Origin of the sequence: Colwellia sp. (assembly GCF_013215345.1) — a bacterium.
Classification (GTDB): Bacteria; Pseudomonadota; Gammaproteobacteria; order Enterobacterales; family Alteromonadaceae; genus Colwellia.
This window is the reverse complement of record NZ_JABSOV010000095.1, coordinates 1-14,886: the sequence shown is the minus strand read 5'-3', so window position 1 is coordinate 14,886 and position 14,886 is coordinate 1. Positions and strand designations below refer to the sequence as shown.

The window sequence follows — 14,886 nt, the reverse complement described above, 5'->3', positions numbered from 1 at the left end:
CTACTTCTACTATTATCAATGCATAAACAGTCCAACTTTATAAATTCAAACTACTTTTTACTTGAAATAAAGCAGTTGAGAGTAATTAAAAAACAGTATGAAAAACTATCTAATCAATTGTCTGTTCAACAATCAATTTGGCAGGAAAAAATAGCATTAGAGCAGTTGAACCTTAATAAAAATGAGCGGCTATCAAAGCAAGGGCTATTATCTGATAGTGAGCTTATTCCATTACATAGGCTTCTTCTAGATAAAAAATTATCACTACAAAATGCAAATATTCAATTTACTAGTCACTCCATTGAAAATAATAAATTAGTCCAAAAAATTAGAAGGCTAGAACAAAAAAAAGAGGATAGACAAAAAGAGTTGAATATAGCTCTCTACAATTCAATATCAAAATTGAAAAAAGAAATTTACAACTGGAAAAAAACATACTTATTAGTTTCTCCAGTCAATGGTGTAGTTTCATTTTCTCGGGTTATACGCCCTTCCCAATATTTCAAAGCAGGTGATAATGTCTTAACATTAGTTAATTCTACTGGAAATCATATAGCTATTTTAAATGTACATCAGGGAGGTGCGGGCAAAATAGAAAAAGGCCAAAAAGTTGAAATTGAAATGGCTAGTTTTCCAGCTGCGGAGTTTGGGAAATTACACGGGACTGTCAGTAGTATTTCTCTTGTTCCTGGGAAAGGAGGATATTTAGTGAAAGTAAGGCTCCCTGAAAAATTAGTTTCAAGCTTCGGATATGAACTGAAAATAAATCCCAATATGGTAGGAAAAGCAAAGATAATAACCAATGAACGCCGTTTGCTTCATCGCTTCTTTGATGGCTTGATTTACGCAATTAATAGGTAAAGTTTAATAATAACTTAATTCATTCAGCTTAAAACATATTCTATGAGAGTTGTTTTATCTTGGTTAAAGTACAGCATGACCGTGCTGGTTTAAGAAACACTAAACGTGTTTATCCTACCTAATTGATTAAGTCGAGAGAAGTAAGCCGAATTATGGTGAAGTTTAAGTCTTTAAAATCGCTGAAAACAGCAGATGATGTTGTTTTAAAAGCGAAAGTTATACTGCTTACTTGAAGTGGAATCTTGTTTACATAAGATAACGTTAAGGTAACATTGTTTCTCGGAATTTAGTTGATTGTATTTATATACTTAACTAGTGATTTAAGTCAGTATTGAAGTGATAATACATATTTCTAGGATTGAATAATGAAGAAAAATATTACTGTAGCCATAGCTCTACTTAGTAGCCTATTTATAAGTGCTTGTGTGACTGTACAGGTACAGCCACAAGTAAATAAAAATCAATTAGCCATTTCAAGTGTTCGTGATATTCCTATTTCTTATTCGCCGGGTAGTACGTTTTCTTTAGCACCTAAATATATAAAAGCAACATCATTAAAGATCGAGCAGACGCAAGCGATATATAAGCTTTATGCTGATGCCATTATTGCCGATTTAATGAAACATGGCTTCTACAATACCAAGAATGCAAATAACTCTGCTTTTTATGTCGGTTTTGGTGTTGCTTTAGCCAGTGATTTATCAGATAAAACCATCAATGATGAATTTGGTATTACCCCCGGTTTACCGGGTAATGATGATTTGAAAAAAGGCAGCTTTTTGATTTACATCGAAGATGCTCGTACAGGCAAGAAAGTGTGGCGTGGTGCGGTACAGGGGTTTGCACATGAAGATGCTAATGAAGCAGAGCGAGAGCATCGTACTGCCGCGATTGTCAGTCGTGTGATGAAGCAGTTTTACGCTACAAACTAATACGGTTAGGTATCAATTTTACACAGATTACTGAGCTAGCTTTTGTTTTACTTAAGCTACAATATTAATTAAGGAGCAGTATATGAAACAATTTATTTTAATGGTTACACTGTTAACTTCAATGTTATTAATAGCGCCAGGTGCATTTGCGGCAAGTAGTGAAGTGACTTGGACTGATTATAAAAGTTATCGTGATATTGACGCCGGTAATGAAAACCGGAAGTCATTTAGAGAACGTACCTTTAGAGAATTTGAAAAACACTTTGCTAAACTAGCTGCAACTTTACCAGAAGGGCAAGTACTTAAAATTGATGTCACTGATGTCGATTTAGCTGGCGATACTAATGCCGCAGGAATACACAGAACTCGTATTGTTAAGCAAATATATATGCCCCGAATGAATTTTTCCTACCAACTGTTTGATGCTGAGGGCAAGGTGATTCAAGCCGATGAGGCGGTGGTAAAAGATATGAACTTTATGTCTGGTAACAGCTTAAAGTATCGTAATAAGTCACTAGGTTATGAGAAGAAAATGCTCGATGACTGGTTTGACAAGACTTTTAAAGAATTGCTTGTCAAAAAATAGTAGCTCATTTAAAAAGCTAAACAAAAAGTCACTTAGGTGACTTTTTTATTGCCGCTAATTGTATGTTATGACATGTAATTAAGTTATTATCTTTGCCATGTTACTTTATGTTATCGCAAGGAAAAGGCGCAATGAAGCCCGCCCAAGACTCTACTTTTTTATACCTGTCTCCCGTTACTCTTATCATTCTCTTATTTATATTCCTAATCAGTCCTGATGTATTGAGTGCTCAGCCAGGCAAACATAATGGTGAAGAGCTATCGATAAAAAGTATGCTCGATAGCAAAGTAAAATCGCAGCAAAACTCAAACCCATATGATTACGCTGATGAGTATGATGTTCCGCAAGATGATTTTGAACGAGGTCAACCTCGTAGTGCCATTGCCGGTTATTTACGTGCTATGCGTGCTGGTGATTTAGCTTTAGCGACAAATTATCTAGATTACCGTAACCTGTCAGAAAAAACTCTTAGCGTTGGTAAAGAAGAGTTAGCACGACAATTAGGTGTAGTCTTAAATCGTACTTTATGGATTGATTTAAATAGTATTAGTACCTTAAAAGAAGGACTGAAAAATGACAACCTACCCTCGTATAGGGAGTTGGTAGGGCAGGTTGATTACCAAGGTAATAACATTGATATTTTATTGCAGCGCATTCCTCGCGCTAAAGATAAAGTTAGAATTTGGAAAATATCAAATGCTACGGTTGAAAAAATCCCAAGGTTATTTAAGCGTTATTCGTACTCTTCTTTGGGAGAGTTCTTAGCTAAAAAGTTACCGGCTATAGATCTCTTTGGTGTCATGCTCTGGCAATGGTTATATTTCACCTTGATGATGTTGATATATTACTCAGTTGCTAAAGTCTTTACTTGGCTGACAGCCTTTAGTCTCAAACGTGTTTACCATAAAGTGTCAATTGACGTTTTAAGCTTTATAAAAGAACCGGTAGCATTATTAATAGCAGTGATTTTTGCCCGTAGTTTTCGTGATGAAGCGAATGTCACTATGGCCGTAAGAGCTGTGACCGAAGGCAGTACGCTACTAATTATTGCTTGGTGCTGGGTCTGTTTTCGTTTTATTGATTTAATGAAAATTATACTGGCTGAGAAATTTATTGCTCAAGACAAACCCTTAGCCGTGTACTTGCTAAGGCCTGCAGGCACAGTAATAAAGATCATTATATTTAGCATTGCCGCTTTGAATTGGCTGGAAAACCTTGGTTTTAATGCTTCTACCTTATTGGCTGGTTTAGGTATTGGTGGTTTAGCTATTGCGTTAGCCGCGCAAAAAACAGTAGAAAATATCATTGGTGCTATTACTTTGTATACTTCTGCGCCAATTAAAATTGGCGATTTTTGCCGTTTTGGCAACAGTTTTGGTGTTGTTGAAGAGATAGGTTTACGTTCGACCAGAATTCGTACGTTAGACCGAAGTGTCATTTACGTTGCCAATGCCAAGTTTATTGATATGAATCTTGAAAATTACTCAGAACGTGAAAAAATAGCCTTTCGGCCGAAGATATTCTTAGCACCCAGTACGCGCAAAGAAAACCTTGAGGCTGTACTGGAAGCCATTAGGGCTATGCTCAGCGATAATGAAATGATTGCAGCATCACCGCAACGTACCCATTTTAAAGCGTATACCATATATGGTTTAGAATTAGATATTTTGGCTTATGTTAAAACCACAGACTTTGATGTGTTTCTTGATGAAATCAACCAACTCAATCTGAATATTCTCGCTTTATTGGACGAGCATGATTGTAAGGTACAAGTCATGGCAGAGAGAGTTGCTGAGTAACTGACAAGCTTAAGTCGTCATTCTCGAGATGTCTGATCGAGAATCCATATCTTTAGAGTATGGATCTTCGACTAAAACACCTCGAAGATGACAGTTTCAATGGCTAGCGTTATTGGTTTTTTATAACTCAGGTTATTGATTGTAGCTTTGTTCAAAGTTAGCTAATACCGTGTACAACTGCTCTATCTTTTTAACCAAGGCTATTAATTGCCCTTGGTCTTTGCTTTCTTGCCACTTTAAAAGGTCATCAGCAATTTCTTCAATGTAGGGTTGGAAGGTATTAGCAGTACTTTTAAAGCGAGCCTCTGCAGTAAAAATAGCTTTAAAACTGGCTTTCTTCTGCTCACGCAAATTGGCTAGGGTGGCATCAGCCGTTAAAGATCTTTTTAAGATAACTGAAATATTTTCAATAAGTTGTTGTTCAATTGCTTTTGTCATAATACTTCTTACTTTGAGGGCTTTTCTTAATTGCGGCAATTATGCCAGATTGATTGGGGTTTTGTTAGCTTGACCAGCAATTTCTCGTACTAACTTTGGCATTAAAAAGCCAGGTAAGCTGGCCAACATGTCATTAACTATTGCTACTGCATCAGCCTCGTTGACATCAAAGTGGGCCGCGCCTTGCACAGCATCAAAAAGGTGCAAATAGTACGGCTGAATGCCAGCATCAAACAAAGTCTCACTTAAGTTACATAATACTTTAGCATCATCATTTACCCCACGTAACAATACACTTTGGTTAAATAGTGGTATCCGTGCTGCCCGTAGCGGTTCAAGTGCCGATATTAACTCATCATTAATTTCATTAGGGTGATTGATATGCAGCACCATAGTAGCTTTTAAGCGTGAGTTTTTTAGCAGTGCTACAAGACTTGCGGTAATACGATTAGGTATCACCACAGGCAAGCGGCTATGAAGTCGTAAACGTGTCACATGGGGAATTTGTTCTATTTGCCCAACCAGCCAAGCCAAGTGATTGTCGTTAGCCATTAATGGGTCGCCACCACTAAAAATAACTTCGCTTATTTCATCATGAGCAGCAATATAATCAAGGGCACTTTGCCAGCGTTTTTTATTGGGGCTGTTATCTTGATAAGGGAAATGGCGGCGAAAGCAATAACGACAATTAATGGCACAGGCTGACTTTACTATCATCAATACCCGATTTTTGTACTTATGCAATAAACCTTCTGCGACAGTATCATGTTCATTTAAAGGATCAGCAGAGTAGCCATCGGTGAGTGAAAATTCCTCAGACAGCGGCATAACTTGTTTGAGTAGTGGATCGTTAAAATCACCTTTTTTCATGCGCTTAATAAATGACAGCGGCACACGCACGGGAAATAAACTTCGTGCTTTGAAATGTTGTAAATAGTCATCAGGGGCAATATTAACCAAGGCTAATAGTTGTTCTGGCTCGGTCACTACATCACGTAAGTCTTTTTGCCATGATTTTTCATCACAAAGATGCAAATCGTGATCAATTTGGGTTATTATCTGCGGCAATTCTAATTTCAATTGAACATCTCTCACTAGCTACTGTTGCCATTATAACGGTTATAGACTAGTGGAGATCAAATAAATAACTAAGTAATCAATAAAAGAGCACTCTTATTATGGCTAATTACAGTACCAACCAGTTCAAAGCTGGACTTAAAATCATGCTTGATGGCGAACCTTGTAACATTCTTGAAAATGAATTGGTTAAGCCAGGTAAAGGCCAAGCCTTTAGTCGCGTTAAAATTCGTAAACTAGTTTCAGGTAAGGTGTTAGAGAAAACCTTTAAGTCAGGAGAGACTGTTGAAGGTGCCGACGTAATGGAAGTTGAACTTGCCTATTTATATGCTGATGGTGAGTTCTGGCACTTTATGAATAACGAAACTTTTGAGCAAATTGGCGCAGAAGAAAAAGCGGTAGCCGATACAGTTAAGTGGTTAGTTGAAGGTGATATTTGTACTATTACTTTATGGAATGGCACGCCTATTACCGTAACGCCAGCAAACTTTGTTGAAATAGATATCACAGAAACAGATCCTGGCCTAAAAGGTGATACCGCAGGTACTGGTGGTAAGCCAGCTACTTTAGCTACAGGCGCAGTGGTTCGTGTGCCTTTGTTTGTACAAATTGGTGAGAAAGTTCGCATTGATACGCGCTCGGGCGAATATGTATCGCGCGCAAGTAAAGCTCAATAAGTTTATCAAACTGAATTAAGTTAAAGAATAATGATGCCTTTTAGCAGGCACGTTACGAGTTAGATAGCAGCCAGTTTTTCCGTGCTCGTTTTAAGCAAGCTTGGATTTTTAGCCATTCAGACTATGTTAGTATAGGCTCAATCTTCTAAATAATATAAGCGCAGAGATACTGACAGAAATTATCGCTATTGGTGTGCTATTCAGTCTTTCTTTAATAGTAAAGAAACCCAGCAAGCAGCATTATTGTTTACTGGGTTTTTTATTGCTTAGCAAACAACAATTATCGCTGCCGTAACATAGCTTTAGAGAGTAAATAACTAATAAATCTGTCAGCGAGTTAATCTAGTTTACCTTGCTGCTAGCTATACATAAGGCAGTCGCTCAGGTATATTATTATTATTAAGTTATATTCTTGTTATTTGATTTTTTAAGTAGGTCGTGTGAAAGAAAAAGCAACGTCATTTGATATCGCTTATAAAGCAGGGGTTTCTCAATCTACTGTCTCAAGAGCTTTGCGAAATAGCCCATTAGTTAATGAGGCAACACGAGAGAAGATTCAAGCCATTGCCAAAGAGTTAAATTACAAGGTTGATAAAAATGCCAGTAATTTACGTTCCCAGCAAAGTGATACTATTGCTTTGTTGTTGTTTGCCGATCCCACCAATGATGATTCAGACATAAACCCGTTCTTTTTATCTATGTTAGGTAGCATCACCCGTGCTTGTGCAAAAAAAGGTTATGATCTGTTAGTGTCTTTTCAACAGGCAAGTGATGATTGGCATGCTGACTTTGAAGATAGTAATAAAGCAGATGGTCTAATTTTATTGGGTTATGGTGATTATGTTGACTATGAAGAGAAGTTAATTAAATTACTTGAGCAAGGCACTCACTTTGTTCGTTGGGGCGCAGAAGTTAAAAATTTACCACTTATTTCGATTGGTTGTGATAATTACCAAGGCGGTATCGAGATGACTGAACATCTCATTAAGCATGGGCGAAAGCAGTTGGCCTTTTTAGGTAGTGCTTCGAGTCATGCGCCGGAGTTTTTTGACCGCTATAAAGGTCATTGTCAGTCGTTAAAAGATAATGGTCTAGTGGTTAATCAAGCTTTGCAGTTTAACGCGTTATACACCGAAGAGGCTGGTTATCAGGCAGCATGTCAATTAATCGCAAGTGGTGAGTCTTTCGATGCCATTTGTGCAGCATGTGATCTTATTGCAATTGGCGCAATGCGGGCATTACAAGAAAACAATATCGACATTCCAAAAGAAGTTGCAATCGTTGGCTTTGATGATATAGCTATTGCCAGTTATACTTTCACGCCATTAACTACGGTGAAACAAGATACCCAGTTGGCAGGAGAGTTATTAGTAGGTACTTTATTGGCGTCGATTAATGGTGAAGAAGCGAAAACCACCTTGATACCACCTGAATTAGTTGTTCGAAAATCTTGTGGTAGTTAGTTGAGTTTTGCTTTAATACCAACTCAAAAAAATTAGAAACTAAAAAGGCGCTTTAAACGCCTTTTTAGTCTGTTCAGTTAAGTTATTAGTGGTACTGGTATTAAGCCGTTGCTTCATCTTGATGATTAACCGTTTGCTCTTCCACACCATCCTTAACAAAATACACCGACAATGCCGCTAATATCATTGAGCCACCGGCAAGCATAATGATATAGATGGCTTGATTATCAAATACTGCCGTTAAAATCCAACCAGCAAAAATTCCTGAAACAATTTGCGGAGCGGCAATGGTGAAGTTAAATATGCCCATGTAAACACCGGTTTGTTTCACAGGTAATGATCCTGCCAAAATAGCATAAGGCATTGCTAATATTGCTGCCCAAGCCATACCAATGCCAATCATAGGTAAGAATAATGATACTGCACCTTGTGGTACTGTGATTTCAGTAATTAGTAAGTTTACTAACGTTGGCTCAGAGTTTTGGATAAACATAATGCTGATATAACCAATGCCACCTGCCAATAGCGATATTGAATAAGTGAGTTTACGACCGATAGTATTGGCAATTTTTGCCATGAAAATGGAAGCTATCGCGGCAAATAAAGAGTAAGCGGCAAAGATAATACCAACCCAGTCACCGGCGGTGCCTTTTGCTTTGGCTATATGCTGAGGTATGGTACCAACTGATTCTAAATAAGTCGGGTCAAACCATTTAGCATCAATGCCCCAAATATGTTGGGCAATGGCTGGCATGGTATATACCCACATAATAAACAGCGCAAACCACGAGAAAAACTGTACTAAAGCAAGTTGTCTCATGGTGGTTGGCATAGTTTTCATTAGGCCAAAAAATTCGGTCAATTTTTCGCTCAGTGGACGTTCACTATCATTTTTATCTAAGGTCGATAAACCATTAGTACCCGGCGCATATTCTTTGGTTCTAAAAACGGTCCATAATACTGAGCCTAACATCACGGTTGCGCCAATATAAAAAGCCCAAATAACAGAAGGTGCCACTTGGCCAGCGCTAGCTGTATTTTCTAAACCAATAACATTGGTTAATACAAAAGGTAATATAGAGCCAAAAACGGCGCCAATATTAATTAAAAATGATTGAATAGAGTAACCAACAGTACGTTGCTGTGCAGGCACCATATCAGACACTAAGGCACGAAAAGGTTGAAACGCTAAATTAAAAGAGGCGTCCATTAAGGCTAGCATCATGGCGCCAAAAAATAACGGCGTGATAAAGCTCGCTAAGGTGGCTGAATTTGGCATTAATAACATGCCGATTGCTGCGGCAATACCGCCCGCTAGAATATAAGGGTTACGACGACCTAATTTGTTCCAGGTCTTATCTGAAGCTGAGCCGACGATAGGTTGAATTAACAAGCCCATGATTGGCGCAACTAGCCAAAAAAGTGACAATGAGTGTAAGTCAGCGCCTAAATCCGAAAGTATTCTACTGGCATTGGCATTTTGTAAGGCAAAGCCAAATTGCACACCGAGAAAGCCAAAGCTTACATTCCAAATTTGCCAAAAACTCAAACGTGGTTTTTGCTGGTTATTTTTGCTTTGATTACTCATGTCGCTGGTATCGCTCATCTCGAGGCACTCTTATTGTTATGTGTAGCGGTGCTTGTCTTTAAAAAAACACACATTATAACTCTAGATAAATAAAGTAGTAATGTGCAATACCATAATACCAATTACACTAAATAAGTAATCATTTTCAAATGGTCTAAATATCCAATAACTTCATTGCTCTCAATCCCAATAGCTAGCTATTACTCAATCAAGCGCCTTGTTCTTGAAAATTTATTCTCATTGAATTCTGAACCTTAATTAATTTAATTGGTATGAGGCATTAAACAAGTGTGTATTGAAATACCTTTTATGTGCACATTGCCAACAAAGCTAAAACAAGAATTTTAATATACCCATTTTAGCGGGTAACCACTAGCTGTTACATACGTATTCAGTAACGTCTAGTTACCATTTACTGCCTTTGGTTACTTTTGTAAAACAAAAGCAGCGGCGCCGAGCAACCCGGGTTGCTCTTCTGTTATCACGTAAGTCGGTGCTTGCTCGGTGATATAAGCTAAGCGCCCCTTACTTTCAAATCGCGTGCGAAAGTCACTTGTTTTCAAATAATCAATAAAGCGCGGCACTATACCTCCAGCGATATAAACACCACCTTGGCTATTCATTATTAACGCTAAATTACCGGCGAAACTGCCGAGCACATTACAAAAGAAAGTAAGCGTTTGCTGACAGATATCACAACTACCATTTAAGGCGTTAGTGGTAATGTCTTTGGCTGAAAGCTTATCCTTTACTGTGGTGATTTCTTTACCTTGATTAATAAATAATAACGCCTGATATATTTGCTCTAAACCATAACCTGACAATAATTGCTCATATGAAACGCGCTTTTTTATGCCTTGAATAAAGTTCATTACTTGCTGCTCAATTTCATTAACCGCAGCAAAATCTATATGACCACCTTCACCACTGATACAGTGCCATTGGTTATTGCCTGAAATGGTAAGTGGTACTAAATTAGCTACCCCTAAACCTGTTCCTGGACCACAGACCGAAATAGGTTTACCAGCAACGCTTTCACCGCCACCAATTTTTACTTTCTGATCATCTGATAAAAGGGGAATAGCCATGGCTATGGCGGTGTAATCATTAATAAAGCTTAAGGTATTGAGTTTCAAAGCCCGTTGAAGTTCTTTTTGGGAAAACTGCCAAGGTAAATTAGTCATACTAATTAAGTCTTTATCTACCGGACAAGCAATGGCAAAACAAGCGTTAATATTACAGCCGGCCAACGATTTAACCTCAATGTAATGAGCAAGCACTTCAGCTAAGCTAGTAAACTTTTTGCATTGATAAGTTTCAATGTCGCCGATAGTAATGTCAGTGGCCTCACTATCACCGTGTTTCGCCATAGGGTTTGTCGTTGCTTGTGCTATACGAATATTAGTACCACCAATATCAGCAATAAGGTTGATGGTGTCTTTATTTTTGTTAGATAAATGTGTCTTCATTATTTACTGTATCGTTAAAGTTAAAGGTTGATGCTGCCAAGTAAAATCGATAGTTAATGTGTTCTCTGTATCTTGCCAAACAGCATTGTTTATCACTTTATTGTTCAAGCTAATTTTATTAGGGACTTGCGTTATATTATGAATAACCAAGGTCATGGTGCGCGCTTGTGGCATACCGTTATAACCCTTGCCGCTACGATTAAGCTTTATGGTTAACTGCTTTTGTTGCTGCTGAGCTGAAAATTGTAATAATTCAAACAATCCTTTTTCAATGGCTTGATAGGTTTTGCCGTCATCTTCATACATTTCATAGTTAGCACTAGTGACAGACTTATCCGCATAATAATGTAAGGTTAACTTGCTGGCGTCATAATATTGGGTAGATTGAATATCATTAATCATAGGAATGAAGGCTCCGGCACGCACTAGTACAGGTAGTGTCTCTAGACTTGTTGCTAAGTTAACTGTTTGTCCGCCTTGATAATTTTTAGCTGGCTCATTGCCATTAGTAAAGTAATCAAACCAAACCCCGCCAGGTAAGTTAACCGCGACAGAGCTGACATTAGCTGCCACTACCGGCGTCACTAAAAAGGCATCGCCCCACAGGTAACTACTAGCATTATCAAAGGAAGCTAAATAGTTTTCTTGCTCAACGTTGTTTTTAAGCTCACTCCCTAACTCTTGCTCAAGCTCTTGTTCAAACTTATTCTCAAAAAAGAGCGGACGCATTAATGGCATGCCGGTAGTACTATTTTGATAAGCTAGGCTGTAATTATAAGGCAGTAACTTATATCTTAACTTGATGAATGTTCTTAAAATATCTTGCGTTTGTTTGTCGTGAAAGACAACTTCAGGGGCAATGTTATCTTGGGCATGAGGACGGTAAATAGGCTGAAAAACGCCATACTGTAACCAGCGAATATACATTTCTTGATTAAAGGTCTCGCCACCAGCAAAGCCGCCTAAATCAGAATGGGTATAAGCCATACCAAGCAAGCTCATCTGTAAGCTCAATTCCACTTGCGGCTTTAAGCCATCCCACGAACGACTAACATCACCGGTCCAAGGGATCATGCCGTAACGCTGTGAACCAGCAAAACCTGAACGCATTAAAATAAACGGTCTCTGCTCTGGGTCCATCTTAAGTTGATTATCAAAAACCATTTTGGCCCATTGATGGCCGTAAACATTATGAATAGCGTCAGCATTAACTAAGCTACCATCGCTAAGGGTATGTAAAGTATCGCTTGGGTGAACTTCGGGTTCACCTAAGTCTCCCCACCAACCAGTAACGCCTTGTTGGTAAAGCTGGCGGTAAATATCGTTAAACCATTGTTGACCCTTGTCACTAAAGACGTCAACTAAACCGGTATTGCCAAAGTAAAAATCAAATTGTTTAGCCTTTCCTTGTGCATCTGTCGCTAATGCTTGTTGCTCAACAGCGTCCTGCCACTTACTGGATGTACTCAGCACAAAGGGTTCTGTGATCAAAATAGTCTTGACGCCTTGCTTTTTAATATCACGGATCATTTTTTCAGGCTCTGGGAAGGCGTTTTTATCCCAAGCTAAATTACCCATATGACCTTTAATATCTTTACCAAACCAATATAAATCTAGGATCAACGCATCAAGAGGGAAGTCTAAATCAATAAATTTATTTACCGTTGCTCTAACTTCGGCTTCTGAGCGATAACCAAAACGTGACGCATAATTACCTAAAGACCAACGCGGTGGTAGGGGTTGCTTGCCGGTAACATCAACATAGTTATTAATTAGTTTTGGATAACTATCCGCGGAAAAAACGATATAAGCCATACGACCGGCAACAGCAGAAAACTCTAATATGTTTTGCTCTTTTTTAGCTAAATCCATATAACCCTTGGCGGAGTTATCAAATAACACTATGTATTTATTACTCGACATTACTGCGGGGATAGAGAAATTCATTTGCTCTGAATGTGTGGTATAGCCGTAATGGGCGCGATTATATAAAGGGAAACTATGACCGCGTCTATCCATACCTAATACCCGCTCACCACCACCGAGTAGCTTTTCGGTATCGTTTAAGTGAAAGCGAAAGCCTTGTACCGGCAGTTTTTTAGTTATTTTGGTGGCCGTGCTACTGCCGTCAATAGCGGGTGTTTCGGTAACTTCATTTACCGTACCGCTAAAAAAACCTTGCTGCTCTGCGATGAGTAAGGTGTCTTCATGCTTACCATTTTTCTGATATTTACTTTTTTGGAAGTAACTAATAGAAAAAGGCGACTTGTTGATAACCGCACTGAGCTTGTTCAAGGTAAGTGTCAGTTGCTGGTTATCTTCTTTAATCACAAAACTGCTATTTACCGCTTGTTCTTTAATGGCAAAAGAGGGCAGTTGGCTAGCAGGAAGCTTATCCTTATGACTTTGATAGTGTATTGCTATGGCGCCTTCCCCATAAGCATTTAAGGTTACTGTTGCTACATTAGTGCTGATAACAACGGTATTACCTTCTAATTTATGGCTTAGGTAATTGCCAGTACTTGCCAATGATTGGCCTGAGAAGAACAAGCAAGTTAATACACTTGTTAATAAGTAAGCGGTGCAGTATTTCAAGGTGAATAAACGCAAAACAAAACCCTTAAAGTTGAATGTGGCTAGCGGAGTGCTGTTGATAATAACCTTAGTCTAAGCTGCGCAACATCTTGAATACGTATGCAATACAGACTAAGTCCATAATTGTTATTACATACGTATGCATTTTTAGACAAAGGCGATACATACGTATGCAAAGCCTATCAGCTGCGTTTTTATTTGCGTATTCTTATTTGATAAGAATTATTAAGTGCTTAGACAGCGACGGTTACTAATAACTGTCACTAAACGAGCAAGTATCAGTGTTGGGGTTTTCAAATGAATGAACAAATGTGGTGGCGTGGCGCGGTAATTTATCAAATTTATCCACGTAGCTTCTATGATGCTAATCAAGATGGTATTGGCGATTTGCCGGGAATTATTAGTAAGTTAGATTATATTGCTAGTTTAGGCATTGATGCTATTTGGATCTCGCCTTTTTTCAAATCCCCAATGAAAGATTTTGGCTATGATATTAGCGACTATCGTGATATTGACCCTATCTTTGGTACCTTAGCTGACTTTGATGAACTGGTGCTGAAAGCACATGCCCTGGGCATTAAAATTATGATTGATCAGGTGCTTAGCCATACTTCAGATCAACATCAATGGTTTATCGATTCACGTGAAGATCAAACTAACGATAAAGCTGACTGGTATGTTTGGGCTGATGCCAAAGAAGATGGTACTGCACCAAATAACTGGTTATCTATCTTTGGTGGTAGCGGCTGGACTTGGGATCCTCGTCGTCAGCAATATTACCTACATAACTTTCTCACTAGTCAACCAGACTTAAATTTCCATAACCCTGATGTGCGCCAAGCGGTGTTAGACAATATTGAATTTTGGCTTAAACGTGGTGTTGATGGCTTTCGTCTTGATGCTATTAACTTTTGTTATCATGACGCTCAATTGCGTGATAACCCAGCTAAACCTAAAGAATTGCGTACAAGCATAGGTTTTGATGAGAAAAACCCTTACGCTTATCAATATCATTATTACAATAATACTCAAGATGAAAACTTGGGCTTTATGGAAGATATTCGCAGTTTATTGAATAAATATCCTGGAGCAGTGGCCTTAGGTGAAATCTCTTCAGAAGACTCGTTAAAAACTATGGCTGAATATACCCAAGGTGATAGCCGACTACATATGGGTTACAGCTTTGATTTATTAACTGACAATTTTTCAGCCGCTTACATTAAACAAGTAGTAGAAAGTTTAGAGTCGCGTGTGTCGGATGGCTGGCCATGCTGGTCTATTTCAAATCACGATGTAAAGCGTGTTGTTACAAGGTGGGGCGGCTTTAACAGTAACGATTTTGCTAAAATGCTCTTTGCGATGATTTCATCATTACGTGGCAGTATTTGTAGTTATCAAGGG

12 protein-coding genes are annotated in these 14,886 nt (G+C 38.4%); 7 read left to right on the top strand and 5 right to left on the bottom strand.

Annotated features, from left to right (window positions below):
* The 4 genes from HRT50_RS13715 to HRT50_RS13700 all read left to right on the top strand — a co-directional run.
* The coding region (locus HRT50_RS13715; RefSeq protein WP_291615408.1) for an HlyD family efflux transporter periplasmic adaptor subunit at positions 1 to 861 on the top strand (861 nt) is incomplete at its 5' end.
* Positions 862 to 1,226: 365 nt separating this feature from the next.
* The gene (locus HRT50_RS13710) at positions 1,227 to 1,793 is read left to right on the top strand and encodes a DUF4136 domain-containing protein (protein ID WP_291615405.1); all 567 of its coding nucleotides are present in this window, start codon (positions 1,227 to 1,229) and stop codon (positions 1,791 to 1,793) included.
* Positions 1,794 to 1,875: 82 nt separating this feature from the next.
* Entirely contained in the window at positions 1,876 to 2,379 is a 504-nt protein-coding gene (locus HRT50_RS13705) for a DUF3016 domain-containing protein (RefSeq protein ID WP_291615403.1), read from the top strand.
* 131 nt (positions 2,380 to 2,510) lie between these two features.
* Positions 2,511 to 4,178 carry a mechanosensitive ion channel domain-containing protein gene (locus tag HRT50_RS13700; RefSeq protein ID WP_291615401.1) on the top strand — a complete coding sequence of 556 codons (1,668 nt, stop codon included), beginning with the start codon at positions 2,511 to 2,513 and terminating at the stop codon, positions 4,176 to 4,178.
* Between the two features lie 132 nt (positions 4,179 to 4,310).
* Here the strand turns inward: HRT50_RS13700 and HRT50_RS13695 are convergent, their stop codons facing one another.
* Positions 4,311 to 4,616 (bottom strand): hypothetical protein, encoded by a 306-nt coding sequence (locus HRT50_RS13695; RefSeq protein ID WP_291615400.1) that lies wholly within the window; start codon positions 4,614 to 4,616, stop codon positions 4,311 to 4,313.
* 39 nt (positions 4,617 to 4,655) lie between these two features.
* On the bottom strand, positions 4,656 to 5,696 hold the full coding sequence (gene epmB / locus HRT50_RS13690) for an EF-P beta-lysylation protein EpmB (RefSeq protein ID WP_291615398.1): 1,041 nt from the start codon (positions 5,694 to 5,696) through the stop codon (positions 4,656 to 4,658).
* 98 nt (positions 5,697 to 5,794) lie between these two features.
* Here epmB and efp point away from each other — a divergent pair, with 98 nt between their 5' ends.
* Both efp and HRT50_RS13680 read left to right on the top strand, forming a co-directional pair.
* Positions 5,795 to 6,370, top strand: a complete 576-nt coding sequence (gene efp, locus HRT50_RS13685; protein WP_291615396.1) for an elongation factor P — start codon at positions 5,795 to 5,797, stop codon at positions 6,368 to 6,370.
* A gap of 440 nt (positions 6,371 to 6,810) precedes the next feature.
* Entirely contained in the window at positions 6,811 to 7,833 is a 1,023-nt protein-coding gene (locus tag HRT50_RS13680) for a LacI family DNA-binding transcriptional regulator (protein ID WP_291615394.1), read from the top strand.
* Positions 7,834 to 7,933: 100 nt separating this feature from the next.
* Here HRT50_RS13680 and HRT50_RS13675 read toward each other — a convergent pair whose 3' ends face one another.
* The 3 genes from HRT50_RS13675 to HRT50_RS13665 all read right to left on the bottom strand — a co-directional run bounded on the left by HRT50_RS13675 (position 7,934) and on the right by HRT50_RS13665 (position 13,500).
* Positions 7,934 to 9,439 carry an MFS transporter gene (locus HRT50_RS13675; RefSeq protein ID WP_291615392.1) on the bottom strand — a complete coding sequence of 502 codons (1,506 nt, stop codon included), beginning with the start codon at positions 9,437 to 9,439 and terminating at the stop codon, positions 7,934 to 7,936.
* A 407-nt stretch (positions 9,440 to 9,846) separates the two neighbouring features.
* Positions 9,847 to 10,890 carry a glucokinase gene (locus tag HRT50_RS13670; protein ID WP_291615390.1) on the bottom strand — a complete coding sequence of 348 codons (1,044 nt, stop codon included), beginning with the start codon at positions 10,888 to 10,890 and terminating at the stop codon, positions 9,847 to 9,849.
* Between the two features lie 3 nt (positions 10,891 to 10,893).
* Positions 10,894 to 13,500, bottom strand: coding sequence for a TIM-barrel domain-containing protein (locus HRT50_RS13665; protein ID WP_291615388.1), 2,607 nt, complete (start codon positions 13,498 to 13,500; stop codon positions 10,894 to 10,896).
* 282 nt (positions 13,501 to 13,782) lie between these two features.
* Between HRT50_RS13665 and HRT50_RS13660 the strand changes: the two genes are divergently transcribed.
* Positions 13,783 to 14,886, top strand: a 1,104-nt coding sequence (locus tag HRT50_RS13660; protein WP_291615386.1) for an alpha-amylase family glycosyl hydrolase, incomplete at its 3' end; no start/stop codon positions are given.